Consider the following 19,448-nt stretch of genomic DNA (forward strand, 5'->3'; position numbering starts at 1 on the left):
TAGCCACAAACGGTTTCGAAGCTCCTCCAACCCGATTGCACTTCATGACAACGGACACCATGACCCACGAAGACGAAGCCCAAGTGGTGGAGCAAATTCGCGAAGGACGAGAGCGGATCGTCCAAGAACTTTCCAAGGTCATCATCGGCCAAGAAGAAGTCATCGAGCAGCTTCTGATCTGCTTGTTCGCGGGTGGCCACTGCTTGATCACTGGAGCACCAGGGCTGGCGAAAACCTTGCTGGTAAGCAGCGTCGCGAAAATTTTCCACTTGAATTTCCAGCGGATCCAGTTCACGCCCGATTTGATGCCAGCCGACATCACAGGAACCGAAATTCTGGAGCAGTCCGCCGATGGCCATCGAAAGCTGGAATTCGTCAAAGGCCCAATTTTTGCCAACGTGATCTTGGCCGACGAGATCAACCGAACACCACCAAAGACGCAAGCCGCGTTGCTCGAAGCAATGCAAGAGCATCAAGTCACCGCCGGCGGCCACCGCTTTGAACTGGATGAACCGTTCTTCGTGCTGGCGACCCAAAACCCGATTGAGATGGAGGGAACCTATCCGCTGCCCGAAGCCCAACTTGATCGTTTTCTGTTCAATGTTTTGATCGACTACTTGCCTCCCAAAGACGAGTTGGCCGTGGTCATGCAAACCACGTCGACCAAGCCGGAACCGATCGTGCCCATCTTCACCGGCGAAGATGTCGCTCGATTCCACGCCGCCGTCCGTCGCGTTCCCATCGCCGAATCAATCGCCGCCTACGCCGTGCGTTTGGTCGCCGCGACACGGCCCGGACGAGATGGAACGCCCGACTTTGTCAACCAATACGCATCCTGGGGCGCGGGACTTCGGGCCGCTCAAACATTGGTGCTCGGTGCGAAAGCGAGAGCACTGCTCAATGGCCACGCCCACGTCCGAACCGAAGACATCCAGGCTCTTGCTCACCCAACGCTTCGGCACCGAGTTTTGCTGAGTTATCGAGCCGAAGCCGAAGGTTTCAACGTTGAGAACTTGGTCACACGACTTCTTCAAGAAATCCCAACGGAAGTCTGAATTGAGCTGGTTCCAACGTCAAACTCGCTCGTCGCGAAAAGCCACCAACGGCAGCACCGGCACTTTCCAGGGCAACTCATCCAAGCCCTCGCGAGCGACCGCTTCGTCGGCGGACAGCACCGGTGAAACCGCTGCCTCCATGGATCCGCATGCGCTGATGCGGATCAAGAATCTGCAACTACGATCCAAGCTCGTCGTGGAAGGTTTCTTTGGCGGACTGCACCGAAGTCCCCTTCACGGGGCCTCGGTCGAATTCAGCGAATACCGAGCCTATTCGCCTGGTGATGATCCACGAGGACTGGACTGGAAACTGTTCGCTCGCACGGACCGCTACTACATCAAGAAATTCGAGGACGAAACCAACCGACGCTGCTACTTGTTGGTCGACCAAAGCCAGTCGATGGGTTACGGGTCGCTCGAATACACCAAAATGGAATACGCGAGAACGTTGGCCGCCACGCTTGCATACTTCCTGACCCTGCAACGCGACCATGTTGGCCTGATGACGTTCGACGAAGCGATCGCGGATGTGGTTCCGGCTCGCAGTCGGGTTGGCCACCTGCGTCAGATCCTCGCCTGCTTGGCACGTCCGACATCGGGATCCGGAACGGACCTCAACGGACCGATCTCTCAAATCGCCGCGATCACCCGCAGGCGAGGTTTGGTGGTGTTGATCAGCGACATGCTCTCGCCAACGGAGGACCTGCAACGTTCCCTCGCGCTGCTGCGTTCGCGACAACATGAAGTGATCGTCCTGCGGATCCTGGATCCCAACGAAGTACAGCTCTCGGTGGACGAATCCAAGGTTTTGGTGGACATGGAAACCGGACGCAAAATCCAGGTCGATCCCGATGCAACTCGCAAAGCCTACCAATCCGCGTTCCAAGAACACGCCGAGGCAGTGGAATCGATTTGCAATGCCGTGGGCGCAGCGATTTACACCAGCACCACCGACCGCCCACTGCAAGAATCGCTGTCTGATTTTGTCTCCGCCCATCAACGACGCGCCGTCGGCGCCAGTCGATCGGGCATGCTGAGCTCGGGAGGCACGTCCGGATGAGCATGCTTGCCCCATTCTTTCTCGCTGGTGCATTGGCCGTCGCCGCACCGATCTTGTTTCACCTGATTCGGCAGCAACCCAAGGGTGCCGTGCCATTCAGCTCGGTGATGTTCCTTAGAGAGGTTCCACCGAAACTGACCCGCCGCAGTCGCCTGGATCAGTGGCCGTTGTTGCTCCTGCGAGCCTTGGCGTTGCTGTTGTTGGCCGCTGCCTTCGCCAGACCGTTCCTTCGCGGCGCTGCCGACCAGCTCAACAACACCCCTGTCCGGCGAATCGCGATTTTGATTGATCGCAGCGCCAGCATGCAGCGAGAAGATTTGTGGGCCCAAGCGATCCAAAAGGCCGAAGCGGTCCTCACCGACCTCTCCGCTCAAGACCAATTCGCGGTGTTCGTCTTCGACACCCAAACCGATCGCATCTGGGAAACATCGCAAGCAGCGACGTCCGATGAACGTCAAAGTGCACTCGCTCTGCAGGCTCTGACGGAGCTTCAACCCACCTGGCGAGCGACCGACCTGGGCGCGGCGCTTCGCGAAGCAGCCGACTGGGCTCAGTGGCCGACCGAACCACGAACACCAGGGGAAGATGACTCCGAACCTGTGTCCCGCAATCAGCCACCAGGCCCCGCCAACATCGTGCTGATCTCTGATTTGCAAGACGGATCCAAAATCGATGCGTTGCAGCAAAACACGTGGCCCGAACAAGTCAGCTTGGACATCCGCCGCGTCGTTCCAAACGCGAAAGGCAACGCCACAGCGATCGTGATGAACGATCAGACACTCGACAATCTGCAAACATCGACGGTCGCCGACTCCGATCGCAAGCTTCCAGTTCGGGTCGTCAATTCCAAACTCGCCTCACAGTTCGACCTGACGCTGCAATGGAAAGACGCCAGCGACAAGCAAACGATTCAGATCGAAGCCGATGCGACGCAGATTGTCCGCCTGGCTCCGCCCGCGGACACCGCCACTTCGATTGTGTTGTCCGGCGACGATTCCCCGTTCGACAACACGGTCCACTGGGTCGCACCGGAAAAGCGATCGTATCGACTGCTGCACGTTGGAACGCCCCAAGACGACCCACGTGAGAGTTTGTTTTACTACCTCGAGCGAGTTCCGCTCGACAACGCGACCCGATCAGTCTCCATCGAATCCGTCGAGACAGCGCAATTGCCATCTGACTTGGATCCTCGTGAATGCCCGTTGGTTGTGGTCGGCGACGTCGCCAACACCGATGCGTTCACGAACGCGATTCAAACCTACACGGAAGCGGGTGGCCGGGTGTTGTTCGTGATGGATGCTTCCGACGATGCGTCCGATGTATTGGCCTGCATTGAAACCATCACCAACGACAAGTCGCTCTCTGCCAAAGAAGCATCCGTCGAGGACTACGCCATGTGGTCGCGAGTTGATTTTTCGTCGCCCTTGTTCGCTTCGATGGCAGACCCACAATTCAACGATTTCAGCAAGATTCAATTTTGGAAACACCGCGACGTTTCCGGATTGGAAGAAGCGGACTGGAACATTTTGGCGACCTTCGATTCCGGTGCCCCAGCATTGGCTCAATCCGGCAACGTTTGGTTGCTCACAACAGGCTGGCAACCCTCATCAAGCCAACTGGCACTGTCGACCAAGTTCATTCCGCTGATGGCCCAATTGTTCGCTGGCAATGAAAGAGCCGCATCCTACGTGGCAGGTCATGTGGTGGGGACGCCGCTGCCATGGCCACCCGTCGAAGGTGCCGAACTGGTTCGCTCAGACGGTGAATCCTCGCCTTACGAAAAATCCTCGGACGCGAATTTCATCGATCGTCCGGGGGTGCATCAACTGAAACTGCCCAACGAAGACCCGATCACGTTTGCGAGCAACCTGGCCGAGTCAGAGAGCCAAACCGACGCGATGGACGAAGACACGCTCGAACGATTGGGCATCGGACTGGGTGAAGCCGCCACGACTGAGAAACTGACTCAAGCGACTCTGCAACTTCGAGATCGTGAATTGGAAAGCAACCAACGTTTGTGGCAATGGTTGTTGCTCGCCGCGATTGGGATGTTGGTGATTGAAACCCTTTGGGGAGGACGCTATGCGAAACGAATTGCTTGACTGCATCGATCCCGTGATTCGTCGAATGCGACGACTGCGATTCTGGCAATCACTCGGCTGGCTGGCGTGGACCATCGCGCTGATCGTCCTCCTTTGGCTCGTGTGGACTCAGCGAACGTTTGCATTCCTATCGTCGATGACGCTTTCGACCTCGTCGCTTTCCACGTCTGTCGCGATCGTGTCGACATTAGTGATCGCGATGTTGGTTTGCTTGATTGCTGCTCGCTTGCGAATTCGAAACGTCCAATCCGTCGCTCGAAGAATCGAACATCGATACCCGGATCTGGACCAGCGTCTGATCACCGCCGTCGATGATTCGGTTGCCAAGCAGCCCGACAACTATCTGAATCAACGTGTGATGCGAGAGGCACGCGAACACGCCCGTCGCAACGATTGGCCAGATGTCGTGTCGTCACGTTGGCTGTGGGTCAACCGACTGTTTGGATTGTCGGGAACGCTGGCGACGCTCGCCTTGGCCTCCTTCTTTCTCCTGGCCGAACCAGACTCATCAGCCAAAGCGTCATCCGTTGTGCTGCCCAAACCCGACGTGGTGATCCAACCCGGCAGCACCGAAATTGAACGCGGCACGAACTTATTGGTGACGGCGGAATTCCAAGCCGATTGGATCGATCGTCAATCCGCGGTGGAACCCGAACTCGTCCTCACGGCGATCGACAATCAACCAGTCGCAAATGCGACAGACGCCGAAACGATCGCAGAAGATCAAGCTGAACCGCGTGTTGCACGACTGCCTATGCGGCGAAGCATGGCTGACCCGATCTGGGGCGGTTTGGTTCCGGAGGTCGACGAGTCCTTCACTTACCGAGTCGCACTGCCTCATTGGTCAAGCGAAGAATACCGGGTCGAAGTGTTCGAATACCCGGCCGTCACCCGAAGCGATGCAGAGATCGACTACCCCGAGTTCACCGGGCTCGAGAGCCGCCGCATCGAAGACACCGTGCGAGTCTCGGTGGCCAAGGGCAGCGAAGTCACATGGTGGGTTCGCGTCAACAAACCAATCACGTCAGCCCGACTCTTACCCAAGCCATACAAGAAAAACGAAGAACACTACGAAGACGCTTCTCCACTGGAACTGACCCAAGACCGCGAGCGTCCTCTGTGGTGGTCCGTCGCGATCCAAGTGGAAGAGAGCCAGCGATACGACGTGGAACTGAAAGACGAAAAAGATCGCTCGAACCAGTCATCGACTCAGCTCATCGTTCGAATGCTTCCCAATCAGTCGGCCAAAATCCGGCCGACTATCGGCGGCGACGTTTCTGTTTCTGCTCTCGAAGAGTTTCTCATCGCCGCGGAAGTTCGGGACGATCACGGGCTTGCTCGCGCAGGCGTCTCACTGACGTTCGCCGGCAAACCGCCGCAAGACATCGTGTTGGCCGAAAACATCGCCGCCAATCAAAAGCAAACGATCCAGCATATGGTCGACATGGAATCGCTCGAGGCGAAACCCGACGATCTGCTGTCGTATTCCTTCTGGGCCGAGGACAAGGTCGCTGGTGAATCCTCTGAGACCGAAGTCCGTCGCACACAGAGTGATCTGTACTTTGCCGAAGTCCGACGTTTCGAAGATATCTTTCGTGAGGGCGATCCCCAAGCCAGCCAACCTTCCGAACCGTCTGAACCAAGCGAACAAGAACAACAAGCCGAAGAGCTGATTGAAACACAAAAGCAAATCATCCAGGCCACCTGGAAACTACTGCAATCGACCGTTCGGTGGAACGAGCAAACGACAGCGGACGTTCGTGTGATCGCTGACTCGCAACAAGACCTCATCGCTCAATTGGACGAACTGGCTCAAGAGCTCACCGAAGACGAAGCCAAAAAGCACGCAGCCAACGTCCGCCGATCGATGCAGTCCGCCGATAGGGAATTGAACAGAGCGATCGAGACAAGCGACCGTGAACCATTGTCTGCTGCCGTGGTCGCGGAACCATCCGCATACGCCGGTCTGCTTCGGATGCGAGCCAGTGAATTCGAGGTCACGCAGTCTCAACAACAGCAACCCAGCCAAGGCTCCGCGGGCCAGCAACGCAAGCATCAACAACTCGACGAACTGGAACTGGATCAAGAAGAGGACCGTTACGAAACGCAGCAACAAGCTCAGATGACGCCGGAGCAGCAAGCTCAACGTGAGACGCGTCAGGTTCTCAGCCGGTTGAGTGAACTGGCTCGTCGCCAACAAGACCTCAACGAGGAACTCGCACAACTTCAGTCCGCATTGCAACTGGCGGACGACGAAGAGGAAAAGGAAGAACTCCGCCGCCAACTCGAACGTCTGCGAGAACAGCAACAAGACATGCTTCGTCAGACCGACGAACTGATGGAACGCATGAACTCACCCGAGAACGCGTCCAACATGCAGGAAGCCAGCGAGCAACTTGAAGAAACGCGAGAAAACATTCGTGAGGCGGGCGAAGCGATGGAACAGCAGGACGCCGCGAAAGCGCTGTCCAGTGGCAAACGTGCCGAACGTGAACTGGAATCCGTCCGCGAAGAAATTCGCGAACAGGCTGCGGGTCAGTTCAACGAAGCGATGCAGTCGATGCGAGACCGGGCTCGCGACCTGAACACGCAACAACAGGAACTCGAAGAAAAACTCTCTGAGATGGATGCCCCCAGCGAATCGCCGGGACTGCGTTCCAGCGGCGGTCGTGAAGAGCTGACAGACGCTCTCACCGAGCAACGTGAATCGTTGGGCGAACTGATGGAAAGCATCGAGGAAGTCGTCCAAGACGCGGAAGAGTCGGAACCGCTGCTCGCGCAAAACCTCTACGATGCGTTTCGCGAAACACAACAGCGCCGGGCCGAAGAGCGACTTGACGCTGCCAGCCAACTTCTTCAGCGCGGCTTTGAACCGCAGTCCCAGCAGATGGCCGGGCAAGCCGGAGACGCGATCGAAGAGTTGAGCGAGCAAATTGAGGCGGCCGCCGAAAGCGTGCTGGGCAACGAATCGGAAGCATTGCAACGTGCCGCCAACCTGGCCGAGCAATTGGAATCCGCCGTGGACGACGAAGTCCAACAAGCACGCTCTGACGAACCAAACGAGGAAGGGCAGGGCAGAGCAAGCCAGAATCAAGAAGGCGAATCAGGAGAAAACCAACCGGGACAAACCCCGGAGAGCCAAGCTGGTGACCAACCCGGTGGCCAGCCAGGCAGCCAATCACCCGAAGGTGAAGAACCCAGCGAAGAAAACCAGCCCGGCCAAGGCGGAACGGGTCAACCGCAAGGTGAACAACCACCCGGTGAGCAATCAAACGGCAACCCACCACCGGGCGAGCAATCACCCAGCGAATCGGAAGGTGGCCAACCGTCGGAGTCAGGCTCGCCATCGGAGTCAGGCTCGCCATCCCAATCCAGCTCGCCAGGGCAGGGTGGGGCAGGGCAGGGCGGCCAACCTCAAGATGGGCAGCCCCAAGAAGGGCCCGCACAAGGTGAACCTTCGGAAAGCGGCGAAACGCCGGGGTCCTCCGAGCGTCCTCAAGGGCCTCCCGGACTTCGCCCCAGCTCTCAATCCCAACCTGGTCAAGCACAGCAAGGCCAATCGCAATCACCTTCCATGAACCCCAGCCAGGGTGAACGTAGTGGCGCTAATCCAAGTGCCGCCCAAGCACCATCGTCACCGAGCAACTTCACATCGCCTCTCACCGGCGAAGGTTTTCGTGAATGGTCCGATGGTTTGCGTGACATCGAGGAAATGGTCTCCGATCCCGAGCTCCGCTCGCGAGCCACGCGGATTCGAGAGCGAGCCCGCGACATGCGTGAGGAAATTCGGCGTGAATCCAAACCGCCTCAGTGGGACTTGGTGGAAGAGATGATTGTGGAGCCCATGCGAGAACTCAAACGCGATCTCGCTGAGGAATACATGCGGCGCAGTGCCAAGAAACAATCCCTGGTTCCGATCGATCGCGATCCCGTTCCGGATCAATACTCCGAAGCCGTGCGACGTTACTACGAACGAATCGGGAGTGGGCTTTGAACGACGCTCTCAACTCGTCTGACAACTGGACCCAGCATTTGGTTTGGGGTGCACCGGAGTGGATCGTCCCCGCCGCGATCCTCGCGGTCGTGCTCGCCGCTGCGATTGGCTGGTCCTACACCCGATCTCGCGCGTCCACCCCGATTCGCGTGCTCGCGGCCACACTGAAACTGATCGCCGTTGCGTTGATGCTGCTGTGCCTGCTCCAGCCGATGTGGCGAGGCGAGCGACCTCGTCCGCAAGCCAACCTGTTTCCGATTCTGGTCGACACCAGCCAGAGCATGCAGCTTCAAGACGTCGACGAAGAACTTTCCCGCGGCCAAAAGTTTGCCGGCGCACTCGCATCGGACTCCGACTGGCGAGCCCGCCTGGAACAAACCTTCGACGTGCGTCTGTTTGGCACCGATTCGCGATTGAGCCGACTCGCTGACATCGAAACGCTCGAATTCAGCGGCACCCAGTCATCCTTACAAACGTCGATCGCTGCCTTGTCCCAGCGACTCGAGGGACGCCCCGTCGCAGGTGCGTTTCTCTTCAGTGATGGCAACCTCACCGACGCCGCTTCCGAAGCAATCACCAGCACGGATTCTCCCTTTCCAATTTTCCCCGTGCTGCCCGACCGTCCAACCACACCGACTGATTTGCGACTCGAACGAGTCAGCGTGACTCAAAGTGATTTCGAGACGTCGCCGATGACGGTGCGTGCCGATTTGATGGCGACCGGAATCGAGGACCAAGAGGTCGTTGTCCAATTGCTGAACGCATCCGGAACGTCCATCGAAGAGAAAACGGTGACGATTGAAAAAGAAGGTGAACTGCAATCGGTGACCTTCCGTTTTCGCCCGGAACAATCGGGAACGCAGTTCTATCGCGTGCTGGCTTTCGCTCCCTCCCAACGCAAATCGATTCGGTCGCAAATCGATGAACGCAACGCTTGGCTAGAAGGATCCTCCGGCGATGAAGCCACCCTGCGAAACAACCAGCGTTGGATCGACGTTCAACCGCGGCGCGGACCATTTCGAATCCTGTACTTGGCCGGGCGTCCCAATTGGGAATTCAAATTCCTCCGGCGTGCACTACAGAGTGACGCTGAAACGCAGCTTGTGGGGCTGCTGCGAATCGCCGACAAAGAACGCAAATTCAACTTCCGCGACAAGAGTGTGAACACGAGCAACCCGTTGTTCGCTGGATTGGGTGACGACGAAGAGGAAACCCGCGAGCAGTACGACGAAACCGTGATGATTCGCTTGGGCGTCAAAGAATCCGAAGAGCTCAGCAAGGGGTTCCCCGAAACGTCCGAGGAACTGTTTGCCTATCACGGAATCATTTTGGATGACATCGAACCCGAGTTTTTCACGCAGGATCAGATGCTGCTTCTGCGGCAATTCGTGAGCTTGCGTGGTGGCGGTTTGCTGATGCTGGGAGGCCAAGAATCATTCAACGATGATTCCTTTGGGAAGACACCTCTGGGCGAGCTTTCCCCCGTTTATGCCCCGCGAAATCGGCCCGATCAACCGGCTCCCGCTGGCAATTGGTCGATCACGCGAGAGGGTTTGCTGCAGCCCTGGCAGCGACTCCGCGAAACCGAAGCCGCTGAAAAACTGCGACTTTCAAAGATGCCACCGTTTCAAGTCACCCATGAAGTGGGCGACATCAAACCAGGGGCGATCGAACTGGCTCAGTTGAAAACGCAATCCGGCCAGTCGGCTCCCGCATTCATCACTCAGCGATTTGGCAAAGGGCGGACCGCAGCCATGCCGATCGGCGACTTCTGGCGTTGGTCAATGCGAAAGAACCAGCAGGACAACTCCGCTGAAGTCAACGACGACCCCGCCCAGGCTTGGCGTCAGATGGCCCGTTGGCTGGTCGGAGAAGTGCCTCGCCGAGTGGAACTGGCCATCCAACCGGACAGCTCAACCGGATCCACCGACTTGCGAGTCCTGGTACGAGATGAATCTTACCTGCCGATGGAAAACGCAACCGTCACACTCAATGTGACCGGCGAAGATGGCGTCGCGATCCCACTCACCGCTCGGCCGGATGCGGACGAACTGGGAACGTACACCACCACGTTTGTTTCTCGCGAATCCGGTCGGTTCATGGTTTCAGCCGATGTGAAAGCGGCCGACCAGAGCTTCATCGGAAACGACGAAGGAGGCTGGGTCAGCGATCCCGGCATGGAGGAGACTCAGCGGTTGGCGTGGAACGAAAACTGGCTGAATCAGTTGGCCAAGTCCACCGGCGGCGAAGTCCTGCGAGTCTCAGACCTTGGCGACTTTGTCAGCGACCTTCCCAACCGAGAAATACCAGTGACGGAAACTTGGGTCTATCCTCTTTGGCACCAAACATGGGTGATGGTACTCGCGATGGCATGCCTCTGCGGCGAATGGGGACTTCGACGATGGAAAGGACTCGCATGAGTGACCGATTGAAAATGCTTCGTGGAAAACACTGGGCCAAACTGGGCATCGCGACCGTACTGTGCTTGCCCACGTCGACGATGGGCTGGGGACAAGACGCACCGGCGGTGGATCCAAGCACATCCTCCGAAGTGAGCCAGGATTCGAATCCCGCTGATTTGAAAGACAGCGAGCTCGTTCGCGGCGATCTGATTGTGGTCGTCGGCGCGGCGGGCGAAGAAACGTACGAGCCCGTCTTCCTCGAGTGGTCCAACACGTGGATGCAGCTTGGGAAAACGGCGAAGCTGAACACGATCCGAATTGGCGAGGCGGCTTCGAACAATGAACAGAGCGATTTGCAATTGCTGGAGGAAGCACTGCAAGAGCTGGAAACGGATTCCCCGCGACCGTTGTGGATCTCGCTCATTGGGCATGGGACATTCGCTCGCAACGTCGCCAAGTTCAACTTGCGAGGCCCCGATGTTTCGGCGGATCAACTGAAGGATTGGTTGGCGGGTTTCAAACGACCAGTCGTGGTCATCAACAACGCGTCGTCCAGCGGTCCATTCATCAACGCTTTGTCGGGCCCCGATCGAATCATCGTGACCGCGACCAAAAGTGGCAACGAACAGAACTTCGCAAGGTTCGGTCAATATTTCGCGAAAGCCCTGGCGTCGATCGACTCCGATCTGGACCACGACGATGCCGTCTCGATTCGCGAAGCGTTCGTCAGAGCGAGCAAGGGCGTCGAACTGTTCTACGAAGCCGAAGACCGTATCGCGACGGAACATGCGTTGATCGATGACAACGGTGACGGGTTGGGCACCAAAGCTGATGACCTTCGCAAAAAAGTGCTCACGCCCGAGCAACTGTTGATGCTCGATGGGAAACAGGCGGGCCGCATGACGGTCGCCCCGGTTGCCAACTCGCTGAATTGGACCGACGATCAACTCCAGCGTCGCGACGACCTGGAAGATCAACTGGATGCACTTCGCATGCAGCGACTTTCCAATCCCGCGGCTTTCCCTGACAACCAATGGGCGGATCACCTGGAAAAAATCCTAGTCCCGCTCGCCGAACTCTACCATGAAGTTGAAAGCAACTCGCCTCCATGAACTCACCCGCTCGATTGAAAGCTTCTGTCTGCGTGGACGCTGTCCTCGAAAACCAGCCCACCGTGGACGCGATGAAATTGGTCGCAGAGTGTGGCTACCCCGCTTTCGAATTTTGGAAGTGGTGGGACAAGGACCTGGACGCAATCAATCAAGCTCGAGAAGAACTGCATCTGCAAGTCGCGGCATGCTGCACCAAATTTGTCAGCCTGGTCGATCCTTCCACCCGAGCCGAATACCTGTCGGGCCTGAAGGAATCCATTGCGGCGGCAGGCCGACTGAATTGCCCCGTGCTGATCTCTCAAGTCGGCGATGCACGACCGGGTGTCGATCGTGCGGAGCAACGAGACTGCATGGTGGCAGGTTTGAAAGAAGCCGCGCCGATGCTGGAAGATTCAGGCGTGGTGTTGGCGATCGAACCGCTCAACGAACTGATCGACCACGCAGGTTATTACCTGGTCCGCAGCGACGAAGCGTTTTCAATCATCGACGAGGTTGGCAGCCCGAATGTGAAGGTGACCTTCGACATCTATCACCAACAAATCAGTGAAGGGCACGTGATCGCGAATTTGACGAAGAACATCGACGCGATCGCTCACTTTCACGCCGCCGGCAATCCCGGTCGACATGAACTCGACCGAGGTGAACTGCATTACCCGTCCATCTTTGCCGCGATTGCGGACACCGACTACTCCGGCCACGTTGGGCTGGAGTACTGGCCGGTGAACGATCCCGCGGCGGGACTTCGTGACGCCGCGTCGTGGATCAAGAAGGTTTGAACTTCTTCTTGCCGCGTTTTGCCGTCGGCGCGGTGCTTCCGTTGTTGCGGGACTTGTTCCCAAACGAACGTTTTCCGCCGCCGAAGTTCTTACCACGCGAATCTCCGCCGCCGGAGAATTTGCCTTTGCGAAAACCTTCTTTGCGGAAGTTCTTGCCACCACCGCCACCTTCGAAGTCGTCCACCACATCGCCGGCTTCTTCGAGGTTCAACCGTTTGCCGGCGACCCAAGTCTTGCGAAGCGTTTGATAGATGTCGGAAGGCATGCCTTCGGGTAGGTCGATCAAGGTGTGCGAATCGCGAATGTTGATTGGCCCGATGTACTCGCCATCAATACCAGCTTCATTGGCAACCGCACCAACAATGTTGCCGGGTTTGACTCCGTCTTGCCAACCGACATCGAGGCGATAACGAGTCATGCCTTCTTTGACGGGTGTGAGTGGACGACCTTTGCCGCGACGAGGACGATCGTCGCCGAAGGAACCACGGTTGCCGCGATCGTTCGAACCGAACGAATCACGTCCGCGAGAATTGTCTCGGTCGGAACGTTCGCGTTGCTTCTTCGGACGTTCCTTCAACAAGAACGGACGTCCGTTTTGGCTCATCTCGGCCAATGAAGCAGCGATCATTTCCATCGGTTTGCCGGTTTCTTCCGCGTACTGGGCGATCATGTCCTTGAAGACAGTCAGATCCTGGTCAGCGGAGACATCCGTGATGCGTTGCTTGAATCGACGCACACGAGCGTCGTTAATATCAGCAACGGTCGGCAGGTCGATAACTTCGATGGGTTGCTTGGTCGTGTTCTCGATGAACCGAAGTTGACGACGCTGAGCGTTGGTCAAAAAGATGATCGCTTGCCCGCTGCGTCCCGCACGACCGGTTCGGCCAATGCGGTGCACATAAGATTCGCTGTCGTGTGGCAAATCAAAGTTGAAGACGTGACTGATTCGTGGCACATCCAAACCTCGAGCGGCCACATCCGTGGCAACCAACACATCGAGGTGACCTCGTTTGAGTTGATCGATGGTTCGCTCACGAACCTTTTGTGGCATATCACCGTTCAACGCGATCGCGGAGAATCCTTGCTGGCTCAGCTTTTCAGCAACGCCCAACGTGGAGTCTTTGGTTTTGGTGAACACGATCACACCATCGGTTTCTTCCACTTCAAGAATGCGAGCCAACGCATCAATTTTGTCTCGAGGCGAAACAAACAACGCACGCTGGCGAACCGACGCGGCGGTGATCGTTTTCGATTTGATGGTGATCCGAGCCGGGTCGTTCAGGTACTCATCCGCGATTTTGCGAATGGGTTTTGGCAACGTCGCCGAGAACAACGCGACTTGGCGTCCCTCCGGTGATTTTTCAAGGACAAACTGCACGTCCTCCAAGAATCCCATGTTGAGCATTTCGTCCGCTTCGTCCAGCACGAGACAATCCAGCGAACCGAGGTCCAAGGTGCCGCGTTTAACGTGATCGATCACGCGACCGGGTGTCCCCACGACAACTTGAACGCCACGGCGAAGCTGCTTGAGCTGGGGTTCGTAGTCTTGACCGCCGTAGATGGCTGCGACTTGGAAACCATCCAGATCCGCACCGTACTTGGTGAACGATCGAGCGACTTGAATCGCCAATTCGCGGGTGGGTGCGAGGACGAGGACTTGTGGGCGACGGTTGCGAACGTCCACTCGCGATAGAATCGGCAGAGCGAACGCGGCGGTCTTGCCGGTTCCCGTTTGCGATTGAGCCAAGACGTCGCGGCCATCCAACATGTACGGGATGATCTCCGCTTGGATCGGTGTGGGTTTGTCGTATCCCGAGGCGGCAACCGACTTTTGAACTTCGGCTCGAAGATCCAAGTCGCGGAACAAAGGCTCCGTTGGTTCGTCTGGTTTGGGCGTTGCTTCCGCTTTCACTGGCTCAACCGCTTGGACCGGTTGAACTGGAGCGGGCTTGGCGGGTTCTTCGCGAACGGGCTCGGCTTGCTTCGCGACCACTGGTTGAGTCACGGGCTGTTCACTCACAACAGGCTCCGGCTGGGCAGCAGGCGCCGATTGTGCGACTAGCTCAGACTCAACAGCAGGCTCAGACTCAACAGCAGGCTCAGACTCAACAGCAGATTCTGGCTCAACAACTGGTTCTGGTTGAGCGACTGGCTGTGATTCGGCGATCACTTCGGGCAGCAACTCCGGGGTCGATTCTTGGGCTGGTGCTGGTTCGCTCACAGGCTCTGCGACCATTTCGACTGGGGGAGCGACTGACGCGGATTCGACCGACTGCTCCTCGAGCGTGGGCTGCTCGGGTGTGGATTGCTCAGGAACGACCTGCACGGGCTCCGCAGATTCTGCGGGAGCTGCCACGGCGTTCACTTCTGCGACGTTCTGTTCGAATGAGACCTGTTCGGCGACTGGTTCTGGCAACGCCTCGATGGCCGCCTCGGCAGGTTCATCTGTGCATTCGGCTTGGTAGTACAGCAGGGACTCGTCGACGGCGGGCGTTGGCATTTCGCTCGGGTCGATCACGGGGTTGGCGTACTGAGTCGCCCATTGTGCCGATGGATCCACCACGGTTTCGGTGGTCGACATTTCAAACGTGTCCAGAGATTGTTCTTGCGAATTCAACTCGGACGCTGGATCGACCAACGTTTCTTTGGAAGCGGGATGATCAGACATCAAAATTCTCGTGCGGTAACAAGGTAGCCGCACCCACGCTGCTGTTTCGCAGGCGGTCAAGGTCGCGGCAGGATTGGTAAGGATGGAATGCCAAACCAGAAAGCTCGTTCCGAGCCTTGGACCTGGTTGCTTGTCGGTTCGATCAGTCACTCCGGACCTTCGAACCATTGCATTCCGACACAACCGCGACGCCGCTTCTCATTCACTAGAAAGAATCCGCCTCAAGCGATCAATCAAGACGCTTGTCGGATTGGGTATCCACTCGGGTCGATGCCGAGAGGATCACACTGAAGACCTGTCGCAGAAAAGCCGATTCGCGACGCCAATTTGCACGCCGCCGACTTCTGTGGCCACGAAGAGTAGTTGAATCCCCAATTTTGCAATAGGAGGAAAACCAAAATCTGATTCGGGTTTCCGCGAATGCTGCCGGGGATTCCCTCCGCTGCCAACAGCTCCCTCGGCCAAGACGGCACATCTCGCCGGTGCGTGAACCCCCCATCCGGGAGCGAAAATGACGGTTGTTCAAATCTGCGCGATACTTTCAATCTGAGCGTGTGTTAATCCATGGACTCAGAGCATCTTTGGGGTTCGTCACCCCATCCTTCTACGAAAAAGATCGCGAAACACACGCAGTTCATCGTGGACGGCGGGGAAACCCTCGTTAATATGCTCATTATGAACCCCTTCAAGTTTTCATCTGAACTCTTGGCGGGGCCCAAGTCTGTCCAATTTTGACTCAACAGAGGTTTTGATGAACTCACGCAATTCTCGCTCCCGCGGTTTCACCTTGGTGGAATTGCTGGTTGTGATCGCAATCATTGGGGTTTTGGTCGGGCTGTTGCTTCCTGCAGTCCAGGCTGCCCGCGAAGCAGCACGCCGCATGAGCTGCAGCAACAATTTCAAACAACTTGGGTTAGCAGCTCACAACTATCACTCCGCCTTCAACAACCTGCCTGTCCAAGGTTCGGGCACCTACGCGGTCGGGGGCCGTGATCCTTGGGACAGCAACCCGAACGGAGACATCTCTTCGAACTACCGCCTGTCGTATTTGGTTGGCATGCTTCCATTCTTGGAGCAACAGGGACTGTGGGAACAAATCGCCAGTCCTTTGAGCGTCAACTCAGACGGGTCAGTTCGCAGTCCAGCTTGGCAAGCAATGGGACCTCACCCCGATCGTGTTCAATACCCACCATGGGCAACTGAGCTTCCAACCCTGCGATGCCCCAGCGATCCAGGCAGCGGGCTGCCATCGCTTGGACGTACTAACTACGCGGCGTGCCATGGGGACTCAGCGGTCTACTCTCGTGACTCTTACCTTGACGTCGACGAAGTCGGTGAAGGCGGTAAGTTGCCTTACATTTCCGATACCGCTCACGCCAACGCATCGAGCGCATCTCACCGTGGGATGTTCGTCACAGGACGACACATGAAGTTTCGGGACACATTGGACGGCTTGTCCAACACGATCATGTGTGGAGAGATCACCACCGACCTCGGCGACAATGACAAACGAACAACCGTTGCCACCAACACAGGTGCACACGCGGCGCCGAGCGAAAAGAATGAATGCAGACTGAATCCTTCATACGCGGAACCTTATCTCGACCCCGAACGCCCCTTGTTCTGGACGAGCACCGTTACCAAACAAACGGTCTGGGGACGCGGTTACCGCTGGCATGACTACATGCCTCCTTACAGCCAAATGACAACGATCCTGGCTCCGAATGCACAGCTCTGCTCGGAGGGAACTGACCACCGCGACATTGTTTCGCCACCCTCGAGCCGACACCAAGGCGGTGTTCACGTTTTGATGGGCGACGGTGCCGTCAAATTCATCACGGACTCGATCGAAGCTGGAAACAAGAACGCACCGCAAGTCTCTGATCGAGCTGGCTCACCGGCCGCTGGTAGCCAAAGCCCCTACGGACTGTGGGGATCACTCGGATCACGATCAGCCAAAGAAGTGATCGACGGCGAATTTTAATTTGAAGTCTTTCGACAAATACTGACCACGCAACTGCATTCCCATCCGCTTCTGATGAGAGTGCAGTTGTTCATTTTGACCTTCCTAAAACCTTTGGATTGAATGATGAAAACCTGGATGATGACCCTCGCAATGCTCTGCTTGCTCGTCGCACCACTGGGATGCGGCTCCGGAAGCAACAGTAACATCGTTGACAACACCGACGCAGAAAAGTTGGCGGAATACGAAGCCGCACTCGCGGAAGCAGACGCCATGTCAGAAGGGTACGAAGGCACGAAATAGCACCAATTTGCTTTCGGCGACAGAACACACGTTTGCCGAAAAAATTGGGGACATGCACGAGACTGAAGTGAGCGGCCAGCAACAGCTGGCCGCTTTTTTTGTCTTCAAGCAATCGAATTCTCTTCCCCAATCGTTCAAATCGACGCTGCATTCGAGATAGAGCGGACGAGAACCACAAAGTCCATCGATTTTGCCATGAACCACCACACGGGGTGTCGAACACCACCTAGAATGTGATCTATGAAGCGCAGGCGACCGTTCAATGATTGATTTGTCGCTCGAATTTACTAGGTACCTGAATCATTGAGGCATCAAATGCAGAGGAACAGAAAACGAAGACATGGCTTCACGTTGGTGGAGCTCCTTGTTGTGATCGCAATCATCGGCGTGCTGGTGGGCCTATTGCTCCCTGCCGTACAGGCTGCTCGCGAAGCAGCCAGACGCATGAGCTGCAGTAATAATTTCAAGCAAATCGGCTTGGCAATTCACAATTACCACTCGGCCTACAACCAGATGCCGATCCACGGCGCTGGCACCTACGTCCCTGGCGGACGTGATCTTTGGGATCAACCAAGCCCGGTCAACGGATTCACGGGAACATCGAACCATCGTCTATCGATGCTGGTAGGTCTCACCCCGTACATGGAGCAACAAGCGTTGTGGGAGCAAATCAGCAACCCACTTGCGATCAACACCAATGGGAGCGTCCGCACTCCTCCGTGGCAAGCCATGGGCCCAAGACCTGATGAGCTCCAGTACCCACCATATGCAACCGATATCCCAACGTTGCGTTGCCCTAGCGACCCTGGACTTGGCCTCCCCGCCTTGGGCCGCACTAACTACGCAGCATGCACAGGCGACTCATCCTATCGGTCCCGCGATCCGTATTTGAATGTCAACGAACTTTCCGAAGATGGAAGCGTGACGTTCCCTTACACGCCCAACAGTGGATCCGCACAGCATTCCAATGCAGCTCACCGCGGAATGTTTGTGCTTACTCGAGGTATGAAGTTTCGCGACACAATCGATGGCCTGTCGAACACCGTCATGTGCGGTGAAATCACGACAGACCTGGGTGACAACGACGCGCGAACATCACTGCCTCGCGGTGATGGAGTGGGCGTTACCGGCGAACGCCAGAACTGCCACCTGAATCCTTCGTTTTTGGAAGCAACCCTGGACCCAGAGCGACCACAATTCTGGATCCCAGGACTTAACATCAACGCAAACTGGGGTCGTGGCTACCACTGGCACGACTGCATGCCAGTTTACAGCCAAATGCACACAATCCTCGCACCAAACAAACAGATTTGCACCGATGCAAACGGTGCTGCACACGGCGACTTGGTGGCAACCGCATCAAGCCGACACCAAGGCGGTGTTCACGTTCTGATGGGCGATGGAGCCGTGAAGTTCATCACAGATTCAATTGAAGCTGGTAACTCTCAAAACCCCGTGGTCTACCTGAACGGATCAGCTGCCAACAACAATCAAGCTGGTGGAAAGAGCCCATTCGGTTTGTGGGGAGCATTGGGATCACGAGGCGCCAGAGAAGTGATCGACGGTGAGTTCTAGACATGTAGGTTGCGGGTACATCCAAATATCCTCCACCTATAAGCACAAAAAAACAGCGTCGTTTCATTCATTGAAACGACGCTGTTTTCGTTGACATTCATCTAGGCGACGGAACAAGCCCTCAATCACTTAGGTCCGTCATAGTCGCCAAGTGCCTTGGCATCTTCTTCTGCCTGTGCATTGTAGGCATCAATTTTTGCTTGATCCGCATCTTCGAGGACGTTCGTGGACTCACCTGATGAACACCCTGGCACCGCCAACAATAGCAGCAGAGACATTCCACATAAGAATCGAATCATTCCAAACCTCAGAGTTGAAAGAACAGACTGCCAGCCAAATTCATCTGGCATCGATCAATTATAAGACAAGGAGAAAATTCCGACACTATAAGAAATTGCCAAAACAGACTTTCATGCAAAATTGGCGATGAAAGAACTG

At 56.5% G+C, this 19,448-nt stretch carries 12 protein-coding genes; 10 read left to right on the plus strand and 2 right to left on the minus strand.

Features of this window, described 5'->3' with window-relative positions; genetic code table 11:
• Positions 1-59 precede the first annotated feature (59 nt).
• The 7 genes from CEE69_RS10590 to CEE69_RS10620 are packed head-to-tail and all read left to right on the plus strand — an operon-like array spanning position 60 to position 12,501.
• Positions 60-1,055: an AAA family ATPase gene (locus CEE69_RS10590; protein ID WP_099260747.1), complete on the plus strand. Its 996-nt coding sequence runs from the start codon at positions 60-62 to the stop codon at positions 1,053-1,055.
• Position 1,056: 1 nt separating this feature from the next.
• Entirely contained in the window at positions 1,057-2,115 is a 1,059-nt protein-coding gene (locus CEE69_RS10595; protein WP_099260626.1) for a DUF58 domain-containing protein, read from the plus strand.
• Positions 2,112-4,217: a BatA domain-containing protein gene (locus CEE69_RS10600; RefSeq protein ID WP_099260627.1), complete on the plus strand. Its 2,106-nt coding sequence runs from the start codon at positions 2,112-2,114 to the stop codon at positions 4,215-4,217. Before CEE69_RS10595 ends, CEE69_RS10600 begins: the two co-directional genes overlap by 4 nt.
• Positions 4,198-8,211, plus strand: a complete 4,014-nt coding sequence (locus CEE69_RS10605) for a coiled-coil domain-containing protein (RefSeq protein WP_099260628.1) — start codon at positions 4,198-4,200, stop codon at positions 8,209-8,211. Before CEE69_RS10600 ends, CEE69_RS10605 begins: the two co-directional genes overlap by 20 nt.
• On the plus strand, positions 8,208-10,631 hold the full coding sequence (locus CEE69_RS10610; protein WP_099260629.1) for an Ig-like domain-containing protein: 2,424 nt from the start codon (positions 8,208-8,210) through the stop codon (positions 10,629-10,631). Before CEE69_RS10605 ends, CEE69_RS10610 begins: the two co-directional genes overlap by 4 nt.
• Positions 10,628-11,725 carry a hypothetical protein gene (locus CEE69_RS10615; protein ID WP_233215120.1) on the plus strand — a complete coding sequence of 366 codons (1,098 nt, stop codon included), beginning with the start codon at positions 10,628-10,630 and terminating at the stop codon, positions 11,723-11,725. The genes CEE69_RS10610 and CEE69_RS10615 overlap by 4 nt, the downstream gene beginning before the upstream one ends.
• Complete coding sequence (locus CEE69_RS10620) at positions 11,722-12,501, plus strand: hydroxypyruvate isomerase family protein (protein ID WP_099260631.1); 780 nt, start codon at positions 11,722-11,724, stop codon at positions 12,499-12,501. The genes CEE69_RS10615 and CEE69_RS10620 overlap by 4 nt, the downstream gene beginning before the upstream one ends.
• Here CEE69_RS10620 and CEE69_RS10625 read toward each other — a convergent pair.
• Positions 12,488-15,169 (minus strand): DEAD/DEAH box helicase, encoded by a 2,682-nt coding sequence (locus CEE69_RS10625; RefSeq protein ID WP_099260632.1) that lies wholly within the window; start codon positions 15,167-15,169, stop codon positions 12,488-12,490. The two genes, CEE69_RS10620 and CEE69_RS10625, sit on opposite strands and share 14 nt — an antisense overlap.
• A gap of 751 nt (positions 15,170-15,920) precedes the next feature.
• Between CEE69_RS10625 and CEE69_RS10635 the strand changes: the two genes are divergently transcribed.
• From CEE69_RS10635 to CEE69_RS10645, 3 genes are all read left to right on the plus strand, one after another.
• On the plus strand, positions 15,921-17,153 hold the full coding sequence (locus CEE69_RS10635) for a DUF1559 domain-containing protein (protein WP_099260633.1): 1,233 nt from the start codon (positions 15,921-15,923) through the stop codon (positions 17,151-17,153).
• 117 nt (positions 17,154-17,270) lie between these two features.
• A complete protein-coding gene (locus tag CEE69_RS10640; protein ID WP_233215121.1) occupies positions 17,271-17,435 on the plus strand; it encodes a hypothetical protein in 165 nt (54 codons plus the stop codon).
• A gap of 315 nt (positions 17,436-17,750) precedes the next feature.
• Positions 17,751-19,010, plus strand: a complete 1,260-nt coding sequence (locus tag CEE69_RS10645; protein WP_099260634.1) for a DUF1559 domain-containing protein — start codon at positions 17,751-17,753, stop codon at positions 19,008-19,010.
• 125 nt (positions 19,011-19,135) lie between these two features.
• Here the strand turns inward: CEE69_RS10645 and CEE69_RS10650 are convergent, their stop codons facing one another.
• A complete protein-coding gene (locus CEE69_RS10650) occupies positions 19,136-19,360 on the minus strand; it encodes a hypothetical protein (RefSeq protein ID WP_099260635.1) in 225 nt (74 codons plus the stop codon).
• Between the last annotated feature and the right edge of the window lie 88 nt (positions 19,361-19,448).

The sequence above is a fragment of the Rhodopirellula bahusiensis genome (assembly GCF_002727185.1).
GTDB lineage: Bacteria > Planctomycetota > Planctomycetia > Pirellulales > Pirellulaceae > Rhodopirellula > Rhodopirellula bahusiensis.

What these genes read in the sequence shown, in the direction of transcription:
- CEE69_RS10590 (WP_099260747.1), top strand. Translation starts at nt 60, where the DNA reads ATGACCCACGAAGACGAAGCCCAAGTGGTGGAGCAAATTCGCGAAGGA.
- CEE69_RS10600 (WP_099260627.1), top strand. Translation starts at nt 2,112, where the DNA reads ATGAGCATGCTTGCCCCATTCTTTCTCGCTGGTGCATTGGCCGTCGCC.
- CEE69_RS10605 (WP_099260628.1), top strand. Translation starts at nt 4,198, where the DNA reads ATGCGAAACGAATTGCTTGACTGCATCGATCCCGTGATTCGTCGAATG.
- CEE69_RS10615 (WP_233215120.1), top strand. Translation starts at nt 10,628, where the DNA reads ATGAGTGACCGATTGAAAATGCTTCGTGGAAAACACTGGGCCAAACTG.
- CEE69_RS10620 (WP_099260631.1), top strand. Translation starts at nt 11,722, where the DNA reads ATGAACTCACCCGCTCGATTGAAAGCTTCTGTCTGCGTGGACGCTGTC.
- CEE69_RS10625 (WP_099260632.1), bottom strand. Translation starts at nt 15,169, where the DNA reads ATGTCTGATCATCCCGCTTCCAAAGAAACGTTGGTCGATCCAGCGTCC.
- CEE69_RS10635 (WP_099260633.1), top strand. Translation starts at nt 15,921, where the DNA reads ATGAACTCACGCAATTCTCGCTCCCGCGGTTTCACCTTGGTGGAATTG.
- CEE69_RS10640 (WP_233215121.1), top strand. Translation starts at nt 17,271, where the DNA reads ATGATGACCCTCGCAATGCTCTGCTTGCTCGTCGCACCACTGGGATGC.
- CEE69_RS10645 (WP_099260634.1), top strand. Translation starts at nt 17,751, where the DNA reads ATGCAGAGGAACAGAAAACGAAGACATGGCTTCACGTTGGTGGAGCTC.
- CEE69_RS10650 (WP_099260635.1), bottom strand. Translation starts at nt 19,360, where the DNA reads ATGCCAGATGAATTTGGCTGGCAGTCTGTTCTTTCAACTCTGAGGTTT.